Genomic DNA, 20,880 nt, shown 5'->3' with positions numbered 1-20,880 from the left:
TTATACGTTTTATTGACGCAGATTTCTAATTGCATCCAATGTCGTGTCACTTCCAATTTTCTTTGAGTGCTTTAGCAATAACTCTTCCAAAACTTTCTCCTCATAAACTTCATAATTTTTTGAATCCATAAGTGCAGACTGCATCAGTTTTTGCACTTTATCGCTCCCCTTTTCTTCTCTACAAAGCCCCGCATCCATCATAAAGCGGTCTAAACCATAGATTCGATATGTATATCTTCCTTTGGGGGTTTTAATTCTATACAGTTTTCCCACGACAATAACTTCTAAGTGATCATCATAACTATCGAAATGCGGATGCACTATTTTATAGGCAGTAGAATTCTTTGGAAATCTAACTCTACTTTCTCTATCCAATACTCGACCATCTCGCTTTTCATTATTACAATCAGGGCACGTAATGCACAAATTCTTTGGCTCAAACATAAAACCTGGGTGCGTAGATTTTGAAATAATATGTTCAGCGTCCCAAGCTCTATTGCTATTCACTACCATTCTTTGCCTGCAAAAAAAGCATGTGTAGTCTTGTTCCTTTAAATAGTGATTCTTAATTATCTGCCGGACATGCGAATATTTTTCGTCGGACCAAGAAACAGATTCTTTATCTTTTAGGGAATTAAACTCATTAATTAGATCTAGGTCTTCCCCTAAAAATATTACTTCATTCACGCTCAAGAACCTCCAAAGCCTTCTTTAGCGTGGAGAGTAATTTTTTAACTGGATCCCCTTCACCAATAAACGAGTCAAACTCAATTAAGTTATTAATTTCGAGAGAAAAATCACTATCCAGCTTTTTCCCTTCGCTTAACTTAGATAGAACTCCTATTAACTTTCGGATTAGATACTCATTTTTATAACCCGGAGAATTAAAGGTTTCAGCAAGCTGATAGTCTGATGACTTAAACGCATACTCCTCACCACCAATCGCATCTGCAGGATTATTCTCTAAATTAACCACAAATGAGTTAGAAGATGGAATCGAGGAAACCATGCTCGGAGAGTGAGTAGCGAGAATAAAATGACAACTATTATAGTTAGAGAACATAGTTTGTATTAATGGCAAAAAGTCCCTCTGCCATTCAGGGTGTAAGCTTAATTCAGGTTCATCTAATAATACAATTGAGTTATCTGATATTGAGCCTGCTATTGCCAATATATTAAAAAGTATGCATAACTCGCCAGAGCTAGCTTCAGTAAGGAAAAATTTCTTATCTTCTAAGTCTTTAGTAAATTCAATATTGGCCAGATCTACTAGATCATAACTAGCAAGCACAGAGAATTCTTCTAGAAATTTTGGCTCAATACTTGTGGAGCTATCAATATCAAGTTCGATAGAAAAAGCCTCTTCACGGCGGTGGAACACATCGGTCTTCGAATTAGAATAAAGGCCATCGTAAAGTTTTTGCGCGTTAGCTAGAATTATTTCCTTATCTTCATCAGTTAAGTTCTCATCAGTCTCTTTACCTTTAAAGAATCTGACGCTCCGAACAGCTTCTATAGGCCCTCTACGATTTTCGTTTAGAATATCTTCGAATGAAAAATGGTCGGGAAATTTCAGGAAAACCGTGAATTTTGTTTTAAGTCCCAGGTATGAGAATAAAGGCTGTAATTCATTCGTTCTTTTTTTGGGTTTCAGGAAAAAGTTAACAAAAGATGCCCCAAGCTGGTCAAACTTTGAGCGCATATAACTTTTGCTAGATCTATCTTTAGTTCTTGCTCCACGGTAAAGGTAGTGGTTACCTAATACACTAAGATCAGAACGAATTCTCCTTTCGTCTAGCATAGGAAATTTATCAAATGGACTCGATGAAACAGCAATAATTTTGGGGAAATTCTCGATCTTTTCTTGTGGAGAGTCGTCAAGTATATGTTCTATTACAAGTTCTCTACTTCCAATATATTGACTGCGTAGACTTTCAATTATTTTCTCATGTAAATGCTCCGGTATCTCACTAAGATCAATATTTGGCGGAATAAATATAGGTTTTGTGATATGTATCTTCTGACATGTATTACCGTCAGAAAGAGTTAAGCATCCCGTTTCATCTAATCCGGTGAGTTCTCGCTGTTCATAGTAATCAAATAGATCTTGAATACGAAAATGATGCTTACTTTGACTTAAAAGTGAAGATATTGCCAAATGGATTATTTTCTGAAAAAGCCTACTTTTTCCTGATCCGTTGCGACCGACAATGATCGTAAATACATTTTTATCTTTGTCATAATCTTTAGAGCAAAGCTTAATTTCTCTGTTTTCAAACTTCACTTCACTGACAATCATTCAAATTACTCATTTATTGATGAAGACTACTGTATCTAGACGTGTAACGCCGCATTCAGCGGCTTGTCCGCTGCAATGCTTTGTTAGCCTTTCTCAATGTCTCGTCATCACGAATTGACGTCATTGCTTTACTAAATTCCACAGCATGACCCATGGCTTCTTTCGCCAGATCAGCGCCCGTTGCAATACTCTTCAAATGATTAGACACCCGGAACTGTAGAAAATTAAGAAGAGTTTGCACAGACCATTTTTCTTCTCGAAATTGTCGATACTCCTCTTCTAGCATACCCGCGCTCAATATTCTTACAACACCGTCATCATCCCTCCAGTCATAATCAGGAGTTTCCCCAGAACTGCACTTATTCAAGTAAAAGCAAAGTCGAGCTACGGTTGCGGTGTATGTGCCAAACAATTGATATATTGCATCGTCCATAAAAGGCCTTAAAATATCCGGGCCCTTTGGCAAAATGTCACTAATAGCGCCTATATCAGTGCTTTTCGCAAAGCCTGAGAATTTGGGGTCACTAGAGAATTTTCCATACTCCTGGTGAACAAGAATATCTAACCATATTATTTCAGACGGGGTCTTCTCTCGAAACTCAATAAAGCTCTTCCAGACCTCAGCAATTGCCTGAACCCGCCTCTCAGCAAACGCTTTCTTACTTTCGAAATATGTTGCATTAGTTAACAACAGGGAACTATGTAGGTCTTGGTTAGCAGATTTTAGCAACTCTAATTCTTGTGAATACTTAAACCTGTCTTGTTCTAATATTCTATTCGCCCATACTTTTCCAAGCCATGAGCTTAAACCTAAGATAATTACGGCCGCGCCACCGACCGCTCCTAAGGCTGCCGCCACTACTTGAAAGGTGTTTGCCCAAGTCATACTTGCTTCCTAATGGCTAACGCGAAGGTAACCGGCGCCGGAGCGCAGCGGAGGGAACCAAAAGCGGTACGCTTTTGGCGTCCGGTTGACCGCCTGGTTAGTGGCCGGTCACCACCAAGGTCTCCCCCGGCACCCCACGCTGTATGCCCTCTCCCGAACAGCTTGCACCAACCTAACGGATGGTGACAGGAACCAGAGCGCAAACTGCACTAACCCAATTACCATTTGAACTGGACCGCCCCGCGACTGGGGGCAGGCCGTGAATAACCATGCTGCCGATGATGTTGGCAACTAACTTCGACAGCAACCTTTCCGGCCTTGGCCATCGCCAACACAAGCGGCTTTACAACCAAAGCCGGTGCCAAGGCCTTTGCACTAAGCCCGCCAAAAATTAAAACGGCTTGGGCCATTAACGCTGAGGTAACCGGCGCCGGAGCGCCAGCGGAGGGAACCAAAAGCGGTACGCTTTTGGCGTCCGGTTGACCGTCTGGTTATGACTCAACCAGCCAAACTCCGTTGGAAAACAAAGCCTTAGTGGCAATGATAAGGCTGTGAACCTGCGTGACAGCATTGCCCAGGTGGGCTGTCTTTCCGGCAACCGCCACCATGAGCGAACGCCGTCGACGCGAACACAACAAGAACCAAACTTAGCATTATTTTTTTCATGGTCATTCTCCAGGATTGAGGTGCTAGCGCACTGTACAACCTCCATGTTCATTGCCCTCCAACTATCTTGGCACAACCCAGAAAATGTAGACGAAATGTACGTAAATCACCATAACGCCTTGGCTTTGCGGCGCACCGAAGCGCAAGCGTAGGTGCGTCCGACAACAGCCACTGGTTATATGCTGCTTACTCTTCTATTAGGCCTTGTTTTTTGAGTTCAGAGGTAATTGCACCATTTGTACGTCCAAACTCATTAGCAAGAACAGAGACTGATTTACCACTTTTAAATTGCTCTGCCACATAATTTTTTTGCTCTTCGGCCCAAGGTAAACCAGCATTTTTCGGCAAACCATTTTCTAGGTTTTCAGCCTGTTTTTGCTCAAGAGTCTTTTTAACTTTGGGCTGCTTTTTAGGTGGATTTTTTATAAAGTCCAATGTAGCAAATAAAGCTCTGATAGTATCAGGGCAATTGTATGGGGATTCATCAGGTAAAACTTCACCTGTTTGTGGATTTATACCGTTAGCTAAAGCTTCAATGATCTTTAGGTTTGCTTCCATACTATTTTAAAACTCCATGATTCGAAAAGCATATAACGCGGAGCACAGCGGCGACCCGACAGGGGCGTCCGGCGGCCATCGGCCGCGTACTGCTGCGATTTGTTAAGTTTTTGCGCGGTTCTTAATCGCAACAATGGGCATAATGATTACCAAGCTATAGAGAAGCATGCCAACAGTAAGAGCAGCAAACTCAAGCAATTCAATACCGCGGCCCGGTATGTCGAATACGGTATAACTCCATACTCCGGCACTCACACCAATGACAGAATAGATCAAGCCACGGACGTACGTTCCAATACCAGCCTTCTTGAGTAACGGCCCTCCAATGAGCGCGATAATTCCGGCGGCAAAAAATATCGGGATCGAGTTTACGGCAGCGCTTTCAAGCATGAATCCAATAATGCTGTTCACGGCTTCTCCCTATACTTAACAGCTAATTATACGAACGCGTTCGTATAACACCCATTCGTATAATTCCAAAAAATCCGGTTCAAAAACTCATTAATTTAAACCTGAAATCAATAAGTTAACAAAACCACCACGGCTACCGCCGGAGTTATACGCCCTTGTTTGAGCTACTCCTGCCCGAAAACCCGGGCGTATAACTCCGCCCGGCTCTTTATCCCTTTTCAAACCTATCAGAAGGTTAGCAACATTTCCTGCCGGTTTTCCGGAGTTTTGCGAACGCGTTCGTATAACTCCGCCCTTTAAGCCTGTGTTCGCTGCAACACCCTGCCCAATGTATGGAAGTACGCCAGGAAGGCTTGGTTAATGTTTTCGCGCTGTGCACCCTGTGGATAAAGCCCCAGCCGGGCTTCTTCGCTTTCTTTCGTGCCCTGTACCAGAAACGCGTTTTTCAGTGGTGCGTCCTGCACAAAGGCTTCGAAGGCTCTGGCGCACAGCTCTTCGGGCTGGCTGTAATAATGAACGCCTGCGGCTTGGTCGGCCTTTGCCGACTGCCGGAACAGGTCGCTGGGGTGGTCACCGGAGGTATCCAGCAGGATGGCTTTGAAGCAGGCTTCGAGCCGTTGGTTCAGCGGGTGCGGTATAGCATCCCGGCGGGTAAGCCACTGGCCGGAAGCAAACTGGCCGGGCGGCACCTGGCGGAACAGTTTGGTGCTGATGTAGTGGTCGAAGGCATGAAACCATTCATGGGCAATGCTGCCCGGGCCGGCGTTTTTGGCCAGAGCGAAGCTGCGGGTGGCGGGGGTGTAATGGGCCGAGACACCGGGGCGGCCGCCAATACCGTATTGCAGGGCCAGGGTGCCGCGCAGTGCGATCAGGGGTTCCGTGCCTCCCAGAATGCTCATCAGGTCGCACAGCGCGTCGTAGAACAGGGCCGCGCTGCGTTGTTTTTCTGGCTCGGTCACCCAGCGGCCGATCTCGACACTGCGAAACTCAAATCGGCGCCGAACGTCGAGGAACGTAACCGGTGCGCCGGCCCGGTGGTCCGGGCCTTTTCGATAGAACTGTCTGGCCATGGGGAGATTCTACGGGCAACGGCGGGGGTTGTCTCAGCCGGATGCGGTGACGCGGTTTGCGCACGGCCTCCGGGCTTCCAGTTCGGTGAGATTGCCAAGGGTGGTGCGGGCGATGTTTTCCAGTGCATTGCGGGTAAAAAACCCCTGGTGGCCGGTGATCACCACGTTCGGGAAGGTCAGGAGGCGGGCAAACACGTCGTCTTTCAGCACGATGTTGGACAGGTCTTCGAAGAACAGGTCGCCCTCTTCCTCGTACACGTCCAGCCCGAGGTAGCCGATCTGCCCGGATTTCAGGCCCTCGATGATCGCGGCGGTGTCGACAATCGCCCCCCGGCTGGTGTTGATCAGCATCACGCCTGTTTTCATGCGGGCCACGGCACCGGCATCAATCAGGTGGTGGGTCTCTGGTGTCAGAGGGCAATGCAGGGTCACGATGTCGGCCTGCCGGAACAACTCGTCCAGGCTGACGTAACGGCCTCCAAGCGCGGGCACCTCCGGGTTTTGGCGAGGGTCGTTGCACAGTACCTGGCACCCGAATCCACGCATGATACGCACCACTTCCATCCCGATCTGGCCAGTGCCCACAATCCCGACGGTCCGGCCCCGGAGGTCGAACCCCAGCAATCCGTCCAGCGCAAAGTTGCCGTCGCGAATGCGGTGATACGCCCGGTGGATCTGCCGGTTAAGAGTCAGTATCAGGGCCACGGTGTGTTCGGCAACGGCGTAGGGAGAATAGGCGGGCACCCGGACAACGTCGATGCCCAGCCGTTCGGCCGCTTTCAGGTCCACGTTGTTGAACCCGGCGCAACGCAGGGCCACCGCCCGGGTGCCACCTTCCGCCAGTTGCGCCAGAACGGGGGCATCCACCTGGTCGTTCACGAACACACACACGGCGTCGAACCCGTTGGCGAGTGCCGCCGTTGCGGCATTCAGCCGGGGCTCAAGAAACACCAGCTCGTGCGGGTGTCCGTCCTGATTGGCCTGCGTCAGGAAGTGCTCGTCGTAGGGTTTGGTGCTGTACACAGCCACTTTCATGGGGCTTTCTCTTCGGGTAAAACCAGAGGGCGTTAGTTAAAACATAGTTCAGCCTGGCCCGGCACCGCAATTTTATTCAATACCCGGAGTTGCCACTGGGTCAGACTGGCCACTCCTGTCGCAGAACGAGCCCGCTATTCATGAGTCTGTCTGTCATTCTTCCTATGTCGGCCTTTGCCCTGGTGGCCTCCATCTCTCCCGGGCCGGTCAATCTGGTGTGCCTGAGCAGTGGTACCCGGTACCCGGTCTATCAGGGCCTGATGTTTGTTACCGGTGCCACTCTGGGTTTTATCGCGTTGTTTATTGCGGTGGGCCTTGGCCTGCATTCGCTGCTGGAGCATGCGCCCCAGGTTGAACGGGGGTTAAGCTGGGCCGGGATCGCCTTCCTGCTGTACCTCAGCTACCGGCTGGCAACCGACGACGGGCGCCTGACCGAAGACGACGCGCGCCCGGCCCCTGGCTTTGTCACCGGCGCCCTGATGCAGTGGCTGAATCCGAAAGCCTGGCTGGCCTCGGTGGCTGGGATCGGGGCGTTTACTGAAGGGGGAGACACAACGCTGCTGTGGCTGTTTGCCGGCCTCTATCTGCCCATTTGCTGGGTATCTCTGGCCGGTTGGGTTTACGTGGGGGTAGGCCTTCGCCGGCTGGTTCAGCAACCGGGTATGTTACGGGCGTTTAACCGTTGTCTGGCGTTGTTACTTGCCGGCAGTTGCGTTTTCCTGTTGCTGGACTGAGGCTTGCCGGTACTGGTTTGGCGTGGCCGCCACCAAGCGTTTGAAGGTTCTCTGAAAGTGCGCCTGGTCGGCAAAGCCCGCATTCAGGGCAGCCTCGGCAATGCTGGCTCCCCGTTTCAGGTCGTTCTGTCCGTGCTGAATGCGGCGGTTGATCAGGTAGGCATGGGGCGTTAAGCCGTATGCCTTCCGAAACGCCCGCACCAGATGCCCCGGGCTGTATCCGCTCATCGCACACAAGTCGTCCAGTGACACCTCGGCGGTGCAATGCTGGTCGAGGTGGTCCGCCACGGCGGCCAGGGTGCCCGAGGGGCGCTGAATAGCCTGAGCCGGTGGTTCTGACAGGCTCTGCATCAGGTCCAGCAGGTACTCCGCCACCCGGCTTTGCTTTTCCAGCAGATCCCGCCCGGGGTCCAGCAGGCAGTCGGCCACGGCACAGTAGCCCCGGTACTGGCCGGGGTCGGTGATCACCGCCGTGTCCAGGTCCTGCCAGTCGCCGGTTGGCAGCAGGCCAGCCTCACACCGCAAACGGGTCAGCCAGCCGGTATCCACATACAGCATCAGGTAGGCCCAGGGCTGGTTATCAATCGGGTTGCAGGCGTGGGGCCATTCCGGGTTCATCAGCACCAGCGCGCCCTCCCGCACATGGTACTGGTCGTTGCGGTACAGGAAGGTGCTTTCACCGGCGGTAATCGCGCCCATCGACCAGTGCCGGTGGGTGTGCAGCGCATAACAAACCTCGCGCCCGTCCGCGACTTTGCGCAATTCCACATGGGGCATGCGGGCATCGCGCCAGAAGATGGGTTTGCGAGGGTCGGTCATGGTGGTTGCCTCAAAGCGAATCGGCCAGGCCAGTGCGTATGGCACTAGCCTAGCAGACATTCACCATTCCAGCTGCGCCCCGGTCTGATATTCAATCACCCGGGTTTCAAAGAAGTTCTTCTCTTTGCGCAGGGTGGCCTGCTCGTCCAGCCAGGGCGACACGTTTTTCGCCCCCGGGAACGGTTCTTCCAGGCCCACGGTGCGGGCCCGGCGGTTGGCCACGAAGCGGAACTGCTCGGTGTGGTATTCCGCCGAGTAGCCCAGGATCGGGTCCCGCAGCACGTAGTTGGCGTAGGCCATTTCCGCCGCTTCGGATTCGTCCCACATCTCGCGCACGGCTTTCGTGTCCAGGGTGATTTTCTCTTCTTCCAGAATCTGGTTGACCACTTTCAGGCCGAACGAGAAGTGCATGGCTTCGTCCCGCAGGATGTACTGCAATTGCTCGCCGGTGCCCCGCATCAGGCCCCGGCGCTGCAGGGCGAAGATAGGGCTGAAGCCGTTGTAGAACCAGCAGCCTTCAAATACCGCGGCGAAGAACAGGTAAGACATCACGAAGTCCTGCAGCTCGTCCGGGTTGCGCAGGTTCATGTCGGAGCGCATGGCAGCATCCAGGCGGCGGTTGGCCAGCTGAATTTTGCCGTTGATCTCGGGCACCACGCGGTAGCGGTTGTAGATCTCGCTCTGGTCCAGGTTCAGGGTTTCGATGCAGTGCTGGTAGGTCCAGGTGTGCAGCGCTTCTTCATATACCTGCCGGGCCTGATAAATCTGCAGTTCCGGCGCGCTCATCTTCTCCATCACCGCCAGGCCGATGTTGCGCATGGCGAGGATGTCGGAGGTGGTCAGGTACGCCAGCACGTTTTCATACACATGCTTTTCCGCCGGAGTCAGCCGGTGGTGGTAGTCGTGAACGTCTTGCGCCATGTTCACGTCCAGCGGCGTCCAGTGGTTCTTGTTGGCATTCATGAAGTACTCCCACGCCCAGGGGTACTTGAACGGTGCCAGTTGGTTAATGTCGGTCTCGCCGTTGATCACCCGTTTGTCGTCCACATTCACGGGCGCCGGGCCGCCGGTGGCGGCGGGCTTGTTGGCGGATTTGGATTCGTCATCCCAGTCCAGCATGATCGTTATCTCCTGACACAGTGAGTGGTTACTGACACGCTTCGCAGTCCGGATCGTCAATCGAACACACCTGCGGCTGCGGGGCGGCCACGGGGGCGGATTTCTCGGCGCCGGTGGCACCCAGCGAGCGCAGGTAATAGGTGGTTTTCAGGCCCCGCTCCCAGGCCAGCTGGTACAGAGCATCCAGTTTCTTACCACTGGGTTCGGCCATGTACAGGTTCAGGCTCTGGGCCTGATCCAGCCATTTCTGGCGGCGGGATGCCGCTTCCACCAGCCAGCGGGCGTCAATTTCAAAGGCCGTGGCGTAGCGGGCCTTGAGTTCGTCCGGTATGCGATCAATCTGCTGCACGCTGCCGTCGAAGTATTTCAGGTCGTTCACCATCACGTTGTCCCACAGGCCCTCGGCCTTGAGATCCCGTACAAGGGAGGGATTCACCACGGTGAATTCGCCCGACAGGTTCGATTTCACAAACAGGTTCTGATACGCCGGCTCGATGGATTGCGACACGCCCACGATGTTGGAAATGGTGGCGGTCGGGGCAATGGCCATCACGTTGCTGTTGCGCATGCCGTTTTTCGCCACCAGTTCCCGCACTGGCGCCCAGTCCAGGCGGGCGTCGGTGTTCACCGACAGGTCGCCCTCCCGGCGGGCTTCCTTCAGGTTCTGGATGGAATCGATTGGCAGGATACCCTGGTGCCACAGGGAACCTTCGTAGGTTTCGTAGGCGCCCCGCTCACCCGCCAGGGTGGCAGAGGCCCGGATGGCGAAATAGCTCAGTTGCTCCATGGCCACGTCGGCAAATTCCACCGCCTCAGCGCTGGTGTACGGCAGGCCGAGCTGGTAGAGCGCGTCCTGGAACCCCATCAGGCCCAGGCCCACGGGCCGGTGCTTGAGGTTGGAGTTGCGTGCCTGGGGCACCGCGTAAAAGTTAATGTCGATCACGTTATCGAGCATGCGCACGGCGGTGGTGACGGTGCGCTCCAGGCGTTGTACGTCCAGCTCGCCGTCCCGGATGTGCGCCGCCAGGTTCACCGACCCCAGGTTGCACACGGCAATCTCGTCGGCGCTGGTGTTCAGGGTAATCTCAGTACACAGGTTGGAGCTGTGCACCACGCCCTGATGCTGCTGGGGGGAACGCAGGTTGCAGGGGTCTTTAAAGGTAAGCCAGGGGTGGCCGGTTTCAAACAGCACCGTCAGCATTTTGCGCCACAACTGTTTGGCCGGGAGTTTCTTGAACAGCTTGATCTTGCCCTGCTCCGCCAGTGCTTCGTAGTGCTGGTAGCGTTCGCGGAATTCATTGCCATACAGGTCGTGCAGGTCGGGCACATCGCTGGGGGAGAACAGAGTCCAGTCGCGGTCTTCGCGCATGCGCTCGATCAGCAGGTCTGGTACCCAGTTGGCGGTGTTCATGTCGTGGGTGCGGCGGCGCTCATCACCGGTGTTTTTGCGCAGCTCAAGGAACTCTTCAATGTCCAGGTGCCAGCTTTCCAGATAGGCACAGACCGCGCCCTTGCGTTTACCGCCCTGGTTCACCGCCACGGCGGTGTCATTCACCACTTTCAGGAAGGGCACCACGCCCTGGCTCTGTCCGTTGGTGCCTTTGATGTGCGAGCCCAGCGCCCGCACCGGCGTCCAGTCGTTGCCCAGACCGCCAGCCCATTTGGACAGCAGCGCGTTGTCTTTGATGGCACCGTAAATGTCTTCGAGATCGTCACCAACCGTGGTCAGGTAGCAGGACGACAGCTGGGAGTGGCGGGTGCCGCTGTTGAACAGGGTGGGCGTACTGGACATGTAATCGAAGCTGGACAACAGCTCATAGAACTCGATAGCACGGGCATTGGGGTCGTCTTCACGCAACGCCAGCCCCATCGCCACGCGCATGAAGAACACCTGCGGCAGCTCCAGGCGGGCCTGATTCCAGTGCAGGAAGTAACGGTCGTAGAGGGTTTGCAGGCCCAGGAAGCCGAACTGCTGATCGCGCTCCGGTTTCAGGGCCTCGCCCAGGCGTTCCAGATCAAACGCGGCCAGGGCTTCATCCAGCAGCTCATAGCGGATACCGGCATGAATGAACGCCGTCAGCGCCTGTGGATAAGTCTCCGCCAGCGACTGGTTGCGGGGCAGCCCCAGGGCATCGGCATTCTCCAGGCGCAGTTGCTCCAGCAGCAGGCGGGCGGTCACCGCGCTGTAATCCGGCTCCCGTTCAATGCGGCCGCGGGCGGTCATGATCAGGGCGGTCAGCACTTCGGTGCTTTCGATGCCGTCGTAGAGGTTACGCAGGGCATCATCCACCAGGGATTCACCATCAATGCCATCCAGCCCGGCCGAGGCCTGCTCCACCTGCAGTTTCATCAGGCCCAGATCCAGCGGCGCGACACTGCCGTCGCTCTTCTTCACGGTCAGATGGGGGTGAGCTTCCACCGGCTCGTCAATAGCGCGCTTCCGGGCGTGTTCTTCCCGGTAGAGCACGTACGCCCGGGCAACCTTCTGCTCTTCGGCGCGCATCAGGGCCAGTTCCACCTGGTCCTGAATGTCTTCGATATGCACCTTGCCGCCCGCTTTCAGGCGCCGGCTGATGGCCTGTACCACCTGCTCGGTCACCCGATGCACGGCGTCGTTGATCCGGGCAGAGCCAGCCGCCTGATCACCTTCGACCGCCAGAAAGGCCTTGGTGACCGCTACGCTGATTTTGGCCGGATTGAACCCAACCAGGGTGCCATTACGTTTGATAACCTGAAGGGACTGGGTGTCGGTGGCCGAGGCGTCGGCCAGGGTGGCGGCAGTCATGGTGCTCTCCTGAATTCGCGTTGATTCCGTGTTTTCCTTCGCGAATGCAGAAACACACCTTGCCCGGGGTCTGGGCACCTGTGCCAGTCTGCTCACCCTGAAGTCGCGAAGGTGCAGTTCAGAAACCCATGGGGGGCTTCTGTTCCCTGGCAGGTCTTCGGACTCAGGGGCATGAACGTTTTGTTCTGCCTTGTGTGGCGACTTCCCGGCTTTCGCCAGTGTCTTAATGCCACACTCGTTCCCCAATACCGCTGCGCGTCAGTTCCGGATTCTCACCGGATTCCCGACTACCCTGTAAACAAGATGATCAGACTTTGATCACAATATATGGTAGTGAACCAAGGATGGCGTCACTATATACGCCCTAATAACCCAAAACAAGACGAGTCAGAAGGTTTAACCAATGATTAACAGAAACCCGATCTTCCGGAGCATGACGTGACCTTCCCCCCGCAGCCAGCCACTATCGCTAGCGATACGCAGCCGGAAACCCGGGCACCACATAGGTTTTCTGGAAGGGTTCAACCGGCGGCACTTCACCACGCTCTGCCAGACGGACATAGGCTTCATCAAAGGCCTCGCGCAGGACGGCCGCACGGGGGTTGGCGAGTGAGAACAGCCAGGCGCCGTGACGGCTGCGTATCTCCGATTCCCGGACGTCGGCATCCGTCGGGTGCACCAGAATATCCCGGACAGGTTGCCGGTAATCCAGAAGGTAGTCTCCGCGGTTGCGCTTGAGCATGTTCAGGGCCGACCGGTGATTGGGTGCTTCGGTAATGCGGATATCGGCCTGAGACAGCAGCCAGTCGCGCAGGCCGGCGTAGGTATAGCCGCTGATCAGAATCACCGTTTTATTCCGAAACTGGTCTAGATGATCAATCGGCGCCATCTTGTCGAGATACCAGGCGCTGAGCACCACCGGCGTCGGGCTGACCCAGCTTTCAAGGATATCGCCTTTCAGGCCGGGGATATCGGTCAGGGCCATCAGCATGTCGATGGTGCCGTTCCTGACGTACAGGTAGGCCCGCGCCACCGGCAGGTAGATGAGTTCCAGCTCGTACCCCGCCTCCCGGGCCACCTTCCGGGTGATATCCACCACATCACCAGCGGGCTCGCCACGGTCGTTGCGATAGGTAATGGGAGGGAATTCAATGTACGCCACCCGAATGGTGTTAACGGGGGCGTCCACGCCTGTCGAGGCGCCCGCGCTCGGAGCCAGAACTGCGGCAATCCACGCCACGATCAACACGGCCAGTGGCAGGGACAACCGGTACGAGCATAGATTGAATGGTTCAAAGCTGCGCATGGATATCGCTTTTTCTTATAACTGTTTACCTGAAGGTTAACAGATAGTTTGAAAACTGCGCGGCAAAATCTTAAAAACTTGACTCAGAACGCATGTGTGACCATGTACAGGCCCACGCCGCCCATCACCACCGTGTAGGGCATGGCCATAACAACCATGCGCCCGTAGGACAACCGCACCAGAGGCGCAATGGCCGAGGTCAGCAGGAACAGGAACGCCGCCTGCCCGTTGGGGGTGGCCACGCTGGGCAGGTTGGTGCCGGTATTGATGGCCACCGCCAGAGTCTGGAAATGTTCGTAGCTGATACTTCCCGCTTCCAGCGCCTGTTTCACTTCGCTGATATACACCGTTGCCACAAACACGTTGTCACTGATCATCGACAACAAGCCGTTGGCAATGAAGAACATGCCCGGTTGCTGGCCTTCCGGCAGACTGAGCACATAGTCAATTACCGGCTTGAACAGGTGCTGCTCGTGGATCACCGCCACCACGGCAAAAAACACCACCAGCAGTGACGTAAAGGGCAACGATTCCTGGAAGGCCTTGCCAATCTGGTGTTCATCGGTAACGCCGGTAAACGAGGTGATCAGAATAATCACCAGCAGGCCAATCAACCCGACCTCGGCAATGTGAAACGCCAGGCCGCAGACCAGAATGACGGCGGCAATCGCCTGAATCCAGAGGGCAGCCTGGTCAGATTTGGTCCGCCGCGCCCGCTCGTTGTCCGCAAATTCTTCCAGCACCCGCCGTACCGGTTTCGGCAGACGACCGCCGTAACCGAACCAGCGCAACTTTTCGAGCGCCCAACAGGTGGCCAGCCCGGCAAACAGCACGGGGATACTCACCGGCGCCATGTGCAGGAAAAAGCCCACGAAATCCCAACCCACCACTTTGGCAATCAGCAGGTTCTGCGGCTCACCCACCATGGTCGCGACACCACCCAGCGCCGTCCCGATAGCACCATGCATCAGCAGACTGCGCAGGAACGCCCGGAAGTTTTCCAGGTCTTCCCGGTGCAGCTCGATCACTTCATCGTCACTGTTGGTGTTATGGTCCTTCTGCTGGTAGCCCTTGCCCGACGCCACCTTGTGATACACCGAGAAAAAACCGACCGCCACACTGATGATGACCGCCGTGACCGTCAGCGCATCCAGAAACGCAGACAGCAGAGCCGACGCCCCGCAGAACAGCAGCGAAAGCGCTGACTTGGAGCGAACCCCCACCAGAATCTGGGTAAAGGCCACCAGCAGCAGCTCTTTCATGAAATAAATGCCCGCCACCATGAACATCAGCAGCAGAATCACCGGAAAATTGGTCAGAACCTCATGATAGACCGCATCGGCAGACGTCAGGCCAATCAGCAGCGCCTCCACCGCCAGCAACCCACCCGGCAACAGGGGGTAACACTTCAGCGCCATGGCCAGGGTGAAAATGAACTCGCCGATCAGCAGCCAGCCCGCTACCCCGGGGCCGAGCACGTACATCACAATCGGGTTGATCACAAGAAACAGCAGGATAATCTGCTTGTACCAGACGGGCGCCTTGCCAAGGAAGTTTTGGGTGAAGCCAGCAAATACGGTGTTGGGCATTGCTCAATTCTTCTGAAGATGACTGCCGGGGAAGTATGCGGCACAAGGCCGTTATCTTCCTTGATATTTGTGCCCGGGGTAATGGCTCGAAGGTGGTAGAACAGCCCATATTTAGGCTTAGGTTGGGGGCACGCCCCGGCGCAGCGACCATAGTGTACCGGGAATTGACAGAACGTGCGAGCCTGGGGCAACTGCCCCCTACCCTGCATGGCGCGGAGGTGGGCTTGTCGGTCAATCATCCGACCGACAAGCGATACGACTGCTGTTTCCACAGCGACAACGGCTGGTTCGGAGAAGAGCGGACCATTGAGGCCTCGCTTTCCTGCACCTTTTAATGGTTCAGGTGCCGGGCGTGGAACCGCAGGTGTTCGTCGATGAAGCTGGCGATGAAGTAATAGCTGTGGTCGTAACCTTCATGGCGGCGAAGCTCCAGGGGATAACCACTGGCTTCGGCGGCCGCTTCCAGCGCCTCCGGTTTCAGTTGTTCGTCCAGGAAGTTGTCCGCCTCACCCTGGTCCACCAGCGCCGGAACCGGATGCTTCGCGTCACGCATGAGCAGGCTTGCGTCATAACTCTGCCAGACGGTTTCATCCGGGCCCAGATAGGCGCTGAAGGCCTTCCGGCCCCACGGGCAGTTCACCGGGTGGCTGATCGGGCTGAATGCCGATACCGAGCGGAACCGCTCCGGGTTGCGCAGGGCCAGCACCAGCGCGCCGTGGCCGCCCATGGAATGGCCGGCCAGAGACCGACGGTCTGAAACCGGAAACACCGATTCAATCAGTGCCGGTAATTCGTTCAGCACGTAATCGTACATCTGGTAGTGACGGTTCCAGGGCGGCTCGGTGGCGTTAACGTAAAAGCCCGCCCCCTGGCCCAGATCGTACCCGTCATCGTCGGCCACATCGTCGCCGCGCGGGCTGGTGTCAGGCGCCACAATGGCCACCCCCAGTTCCGCCGCCATACGATGAGCCCCGGCTTTCTGCATAAAGTTTTCATCCGTGCAGGTTAGCCCGGACAACCAGTACAACACCGGGACTTTCTGGCCGCTGGACGCCTGCGGGGGCAGGTAGATGGCAAACCGCATGGCGCAACCAAGCCGCTCCGAGACGTGGCTGTACTGCTTGTGCCAGCCGCCAAAACTCTTCTGACTGCTGAGGTTCTCAATGGTCATGACAAAGCTCCATCAGGGCGCCGTTTGCCCGGAGACAAACGGCCAGCCGGATTACTGATCGAAATGGATCACGCTGCGAATGCTCTTGCCCTCATGCATGAGCTCAAACGCTTCGTTAATGTCTTCCAGCCCCATGGTATGGGTGATGAAGTCGTTCAGTTTGAACTCGCCCCGCAGGTACTGCTCAACAATACCCGGCAACTCTGAGCGACCTTTAACACCACCAAACGCCGAGCCTTTCCAGACCCGCCCCGTAACCAGCTGGAACGGACGCGTGGAAATCTCCTGGCCCGCGCCAGCCACCCCGATGATGACAGACTCGCCCCAGCCTTTATGACAGCACTCGAGCGCCGAACGCATCACATCAACGTTACCGATGCACTCGAAGGAATAGTCCACGCCGCCATCGGTCAGTTCGACAATCACTTCCTGAATGGGTTTGTCGTAATCTTTCGGGTTGATGCAGTCAGTCGCACCCAGCTGGCGCGCCAGGTCAAACTTGCTTTCGTTGATGTCGATGCCGATGATCCGGCTGGCTTTTGCCATGGTCGCGCCAATGATGGCCGACAGGCCAATGCCACCAAGGCCAAAAATGGCAACCGTAGCACCCTCTTCCACCTTGGCGGTATTCATAACCGCGCCCATGCCGGTGGTGACCCCGCAACCCAGCAGGCAGACCTCTTCCAGCGGCGCCTCTTTATTAACCTTGGCCAGGGAGATCTCCGGCAGCACGGTGTATTCAGAGAACGTGGAACAGCCCATGTAATGGAAAATCGGCTGGCCGTCCTTATAAAAACGGGTGGTGCCATCCGGCATCAGGCCCTTGCCCTGGGTCTCGCGGATTTTCTGGCACAGGTTGGTTTTACCTGACAGGCAGAACTTGCACTCACCGCATTCCGGGGTATACAGGGGAATCACATGGTCGCCCACGGCTACACTGGTGACCCCTTCGCCCACAGCAGCCACCACACCGCCCCCTTCGTGGCCCAGAATGGCAGGGAAGTTTCCTTCGGGGTCGTCACCCGACAGGGTGAATGCATCGGTATGGCACACGCCCGTGGCCACAATACGGACCAGGACTTCACCCGCTTTGGGCGGCATGACGTCCACTTCTTCAATCGACAACGGTTGCCCCGGGCCCCAGGCAATCGCGGCTTTGGATTTGATCATGTCAGACATCGTTCGCTTCCCCATTGGTCAGTGGCGGCAGTCTCCTGCCGGTCGTACTCTCATTGTATTTATAACCACATTATTGACAATCACGCCCACAGACAAATAACTTTTACCTGAGCGTAACAATAAGGAAAGCATCGAATGTCCTCCTGGGAAGGCGTCAACGAACTGGTCGCGGTGGTTGAAACCGGCAGTTTTACCCGTGCTGCCCGGCGTCTTGGCGTCTCAACCGCCCAGGTCAGCCGACAGGTCAGCGCCCTTGAAAGCCGGCTGGCCACAAAATTGTTGTACCGGACCACCCGCCGGGTGTCTGTGACCGAAGCCGGCCAGGTTTATTACCAGCAATGCCGACAGATACTGGATGCCCTGGAAGAGGCCGAACGATCCATGACGGATCGGCAGGGTGTTCCCAGAGGCAGGCTTCGGCTGACCGCCCCGGTGACCTACGGAGAGACCACCATTGCACCGCTGGTGAACGACTTCGTCTCGCAGTTTCCTGAACTGGAGGTGGAGATGCGGCTCACCAACCAGAAACTGGACCTGGTGGCCGACGGCTATGATCTGGCGATCCGCCTGGGCAAACTGGAGGATTCCAGCATGATTGCCAGGCGCCTGGCGTCCCGTTCCCTGTATGTCTGCGCGTCACCTGCCTATCTGTCGGCTCACGGCACCCCCCACGCTTTGTCAGAGCTTGATCACCATAACTGCCTGCTGGGCAATCTGGATTACTGGCGCTTTCAGGACAACGGTAAGCCAAGGAATATCCGGGTTAAAGGGTCCCTTCGCTGCGACAGCGGGCGCGTTCTGATGGACGCCGCTCTCAAAGGCATCGGCATTGTGCAGCTACCGGACTACTACGTTCAGCCAGCGCTCGACAGTGGCGACCTCATTCCTCTGCTGGCCCACTACCGGGAAGACGACGACGGCATCTGGGCGGTTTATCCCCATAACCGCCATCTCTCACCAAAGGTGCGCCTGTTGCTCGATTTCTTCTCGGCGTCTCTGGGCCGCTCGTGAATTCTGGCTGACACCGCCGCGCATCATCTCAACACAACGCATCACACGGTTATGACAGTCTCGACACAAGACTGAAACACCACCGTCAAAGAACGTCCTTATATTCGAAAATCTGGACTATACCAGATGACGCGATTCACTAGCCTTAGATAACACCCAAGGACGTCGATTATGACACGTGACACCAAGACCTTCCCCCGCTCCAGAATGTACTTGTTGCTGGCTACCACAACCCTGTTCGGGCTCGCCGGCTGCGGGAGTGACAGTGACAACGATAGCAAGACGGAACCCGATATCACCAAACCGGACATCGAAACACCCGCGGAAGCCCCAACCCGTAAAGTTCTGGTGATTGGCATTGATGGCCTGATGTACGAATACATCGACGCCGTTGACGACCCGGAACTGAACGAGCCCCCGACGCCGAACTTCAGCCAGTTCACACTGACTAAAAGTTTTGCGGGTGGCCTGCTGAACACCAGCTCCCACCAGCCTTCCTATTCCGGCCCAAGCTGGTCCAGCATTCTGACCGGCACCTGGGTGGATGCCCATGGCGTCAACGCCAACAACGGCAAAGCCGTGGCAGTACCAAGCATTTTCAGCACCCTGAAGCAACGCGACCCTTCCCTCAACAGCGGCAGTTTCGCAGCCTGGACTCCCATCAACAGCGGTCACCTGGTGAAGGAAATGCCGCACATTGACCGCCGGGTCGACGGTGCCTACCGGCCAGACGGTGAATCGCTTGATAAGTTCATCACTGACCAACTGGTTGCCGAACTCGAGACCGAAGACAGCAATCTGAATTTCATCTTCACCCACCTGGACGAAGTGGATGGCGCCGGCCACGCCTGTGGCTGGTGTGAGCGTTACGAAACCAGCCTGAGCACCACCGACGAACACCTGGGACGCGTGATGGCAGCCATTGATCAGCGTGAACTCAATTTCAATGAAGAGTGGCTGGTGATGGTTGTGTCCGACCACGGCCATCGCCCGGCCGGCGGTCACGGCGGTGATACGGTGGTGGAGCGCACCAGCGTGATCGGCGTCAACAGACCGGAGCTGTTCAACGAGTTCCTGACCACACCTGCCGCCCCGCTGCCCCTGTCTGACAGCGAAGAGCAGAACACCCTGATGGGCTATCCGGCAATTACCACCGTGGTGCCCACCGCCATGGCCTATCTTGGACACGATCCGGTCCGTGAAGATCAGTTTGCCAGCCCCTCGCTGATCGGCGAACTTGGCGCCTACAAACTGATTACCCCGGTGGAGCAGGACGATATGACCGCCGCCAGGGTCAATCTGAGCTGGCAGACCAGCGACGAGGTATCCAAAGTTACCGTGTACCGGGGCGATGAACAGATTGGTGAAGTATCAGCGGCCGAAACCCGCTTCACCGACACCGTCACCGTGGAAGACATGGGTGAAGGTACCCATACGTTGGTGTACTCCATCCAGGGCGACATCGGCAACCCGGTGAGCAGCCGGGCTCAGGTGTCACTGGCCGAGCCGGTTGACCTCAGCGCCCTGCTGGCCGAACGCGAAAGCCTAGCGAGCTTCAACGGCACCATCGCCCCCTATGGCTGGGTGTCTGAAGCCTCCGCGACCCCGACTTACGTTGATGGTCCGTTTTCCGGTGTCAAAGCGGTAAACCTGAAACGAAGCCAGGGGTATCTGAGCCAGGCCAAAGACCTGTCTGGTTATGACCAGATTTCCTTCGGCTTCCGGTTCCGGGTTAATGGCAGCGTAAACGGCGATCCCAACATCCTGTCCAACAAAAACTTCGCCAGTGGGCTCTACCGCGGCATGGTGGTCACTGCTCGCAATGACTCCATCAAGCTGAACATTGGCGACGGTTCACATCGGGCCGACACTGCCTGGATGCCGCTGGCCAAAGACCAGTGGGTATTCGCGGTCGTGTCCATTGACCTGACCAATAACGAGGCCACGCTGTTCACTCAGGATGCCAAGCACGGTTTCCAGGCGGCACGGGTAGATACCGGATCTGTCTCCAGCCTGAGTTCACCGTTCCCGCTGAACGTGGGCGAAGGTGGCAACGGAACCTACAACGTTGGTCGCGGCCTGAACCTGGACATGGCTGATCTGGTTACGTTTGACCGCGCCCTCACCGAATCTGAGGCACGCGCTCTGGCAAATACAACAGCCCCGCTCGGCGGACTGTAATCCCCACAGCCCCCTGCCTGAACCCATTCAGGCAGGGGTTTTCCCCAATTTATCCCCTTCG

The 20,880-nt window shown here is 55.5% G+C and carries 18 protein-coding genes and 1 riboswitch; of the genes, 4 read left to right on the top strand and 14 right to left on the bottom strand.

Translation table 11 applies throughout. The features are described from left to right. Positions 1-9: 9 nt before the first annotated feature. The 7 genes from K325_RS18610 to K325_RS0114540 form a co-directional block, all read right to left on the bottom strand. Positions 10-687: an HNH endonuclease gene (locus K325_RS18610; protein WP_156836607.1), complete on the bottom strand. Its 678-nt coding sequence runs from the start codon at positions 685-687 to the stop codon at positions 10-12. Beyond that, positions 680-2,299: an AAA family ATPase gene (locus K325_RS0114570; protein ID WP_051146667.1), complete on the bottom strand. Its 1,620-nt coding sequence runs from the start codon at positions 2,297-2,299 to the stop codon at positions 680-682. Before K325_RS0114570 ends, K325_RS18610 begins: the two co-directional genes overlap by 8 nt. A gap of 55 nt (positions 2,300-2,354) precedes the next feature. Further along, complete coding sequence (locus K325_RS0114565; RefSeq protein WP_029655001.1) at positions 2,355-3,185, bottom strand: hypothetical protein; 831 nt, start codon at positions 3,183-3,185, stop codon at positions 2,355-2,357. 852 nt (positions 3,186-4,037) lie between these two features. Beyond that, on the bottom strand, positions 4,038-4,409 hold the full coding sequence (locus K325_RS0114555; RefSeq protein ID WP_029655000.1) for a hypothetical protein: 372 nt from the start codon (positions 4,407-4,409) through the stop codon (positions 4,038-4,040). Positions 4,410-4,511: 102 nt separating this feature from the next. Further along, positions 4,512-4,820, bottom strand: coding sequence for a hypothetical protein (locus K325_RS0114550; RefSeq protein ID WP_029654999.1), 309 nt, complete (start codon positions 4,818-4,820; stop codon positions 4,512-4,514). A gap of 296 nt (positions 4,821-5,116) precedes the next feature. Further along, positions 5,117-5,890 (bottom strand): CLCA_X family protein, encoded by a 774-nt coding sequence (locus tag K325_RS0114545; RefSeq protein WP_029654998.1) that lies wholly within the window; start codon positions 5,888-5,890, stop codon positions 5,117-5,119. A 33-nt stretch (positions 5,891-5,923) separates the two neighbouring features. Continuing rightward, positions 5,924-6,925: a 2-hydroxyacid dehydrogenase gene (locus tag K325_RS0114540; protein ID WP_029654997.1), complete on the bottom strand. Its 1,002-nt coding sequence runs from the start codon at positions 6,923-6,925 to the stop codon at positions 5,924-5,926. Positions 6,926-7,065: 140 nt separating this feature from the next. Here K325_RS0114540 and K325_RS0114535 point away from each other — a divergent pair, with 140 nt between their 5' ends. Then, positions 7,066-7,659, top strand: coding sequence for a LysE family translocator (locus K325_RS0114535; protein WP_029654996.1), 594 nt, complete (start codon positions 7,066-7,068; stop codon positions 7,657-7,659). Here K325_RS0114535 and K325_RS0114530 read toward each other — a convergent pair. The 5 genes from K325_RS0114530 to nhaB all read right to left on the bottom strand — a co-directional run bounded on the left by K325_RS0114530 (position 7,621) and on the right by nhaB (position 15,277). Further along, positions 7,621-8,538 carry an AraC family transcriptional regulator gene (locus K325_RS0114530; protein WP_338047446.1) on the bottom strand — a complete coding sequence of 306 codons (918 nt, stop codon included), beginning with the start codon at positions 8,536-8,538 and terminating at the stop codon, positions 7,621-7,623. The genes K325_RS0114535 and K325_RS0114530 overlap by 39 nt on opposite strands. Then, positions 8,539-9,597 (bottom strand): ribonucleotide-diphosphate reductase subunit beta, encoded by a 1,059-nt coding sequence (locus tag K325_RS0114525; RefSeq protein WP_029654994.1) that lies wholly within the window; start codon positions 9,595-9,597, stop codon positions 8,539-8,541. Positions 9,598-9,625: 28 nt separating this feature from the next. Continuing rightward, on the bottom strand, positions 9,626-12,460 hold the full coding sequence (locus tag K325_RS0114520; protein ID WP_228128466.1) for a ribonucleoside-diphosphate reductase subunit alpha: 2,835 nt from the start codon (positions 12,458-12,460) through the stop codon (positions 9,626-9,628). A gap of 53 nt (positions 12,461-12,513) precedes the next feature. Continuing rightward, positions 12,514-12,709: riboswitch (cobalamin riboswitch) on the bottom strand. A gap of 142 nt (positions 12,710-12,851) precedes the next feature. Further along, positions 12,852-13,688, bottom strand: a complete 837-nt coding sequence (locus tag K325_RS0114515) for a substrate-binding periplasmic protein (protein ID WP_029654992.1) — start codon at positions 13,686-13,688, stop codon at positions 12,852-12,854. Between the two features lie 83 nt (positions 13,689-13,771). Next, positions 13,772-15,277, bottom strand: coding sequence for a sodium/proton antiporter NhaB (nhaB, locus tag K325_RS0114510; RefSeq protein WP_029654991.1), 1,506 nt, complete (start codon positions 15,275-15,277; stop codon positions 13,772-13,774). A 164-nt stretch (positions 15,278-15,441) separates the two neighbouring features. Here nhaB and K325_RS18605 point away from each other — a divergent pair, with 164 nt between their 5' ends. Then, complete coding sequence (locus K325_RS18605; protein ID WP_156836606.1) at positions 15,442-15,612, top strand: hypothetical protein; 171 nt, start codon at positions 15,442-15,444, stop codon at positions 15,610-15,612. Here the strand turns inward: K325_RS18605 and fghA are convergent. Both fghA and K325_RS0114495 read right to left on the bottom strand, forming a co-directional pair. Beyond that, complete coding sequence (fghA, locus tag K325_RS0114500) at positions 15,609-16,448, bottom strand: S-formylglutathione hydrolase (protein ID WP_029654989.1); 840 nt, start codon at positions 16,446-16,448, stop codon at positions 15,609-15,611. The two genes, K325_RS18605 and fghA, sit on opposite strands and share 4 nt — an antisense overlap. Before the next feature lie 51 nt (positions 16,449-16,499). Next, positions 16,500-17,618: an S-(hydroxymethyl)glutathione dehydrogenase/class III alcohol dehydrogenase gene (locus tag K325_RS0114495; RefSeq protein WP_228128465.1), complete on the bottom strand. Its 1,119-nt coding sequence runs from the start codon at positions 17,616-17,618 to the stop codon at positions 16,500-16,502. Between the two features lie 144 nt (positions 17,619-17,762). Between K325_RS0114495 and K325_RS0114490 the strand changes: the two genes are divergently transcribed. Together K325_RS0114490 and K325_RS0114485 are read left to right on the top strand one after the other, a co-directional pair. Beyond that, on the top strand, positions 17,763-18,638 hold the full coding sequence (locus K325_RS0114490) for a LysR substrate-binding domain-containing protein (RefSeq protein WP_029654987.1): 876 nt from the start codon (positions 17,763-17,765) through the stop codon (positions 18,636-18,638). A 171-nt stretch (positions 18,639-18,809) separates the two neighbouring features. Continuing rightward, the gene (locus K325_RS0114485) at positions 18,810-20,819 is read left to right on the top strand and encodes an alkaline phosphatase family protein (RefSeq protein ID WP_029654986.1); all 2,010 of its coding nucleotides are present in this window, start codon (positions 18,810-18,812) and stop codon (positions 20,817-20,819) included. Positions 20,820-20,880 lie beyond the last annotated feature (61 nt).

The organism is Marinobacter daepoensis DSM 16072 (assembly GCF_000421165.1).
Taxonomy (GTDB): Bacteria; Pseudomonadota; Gammaproteobacteria; order Pseudomonadales; family Oleiphilaceae; genus Marinobacter; species Marinobacter daepoensis.
This window is presented reverse-complemented; position numbering and strand designations above follow the sequence as displayed.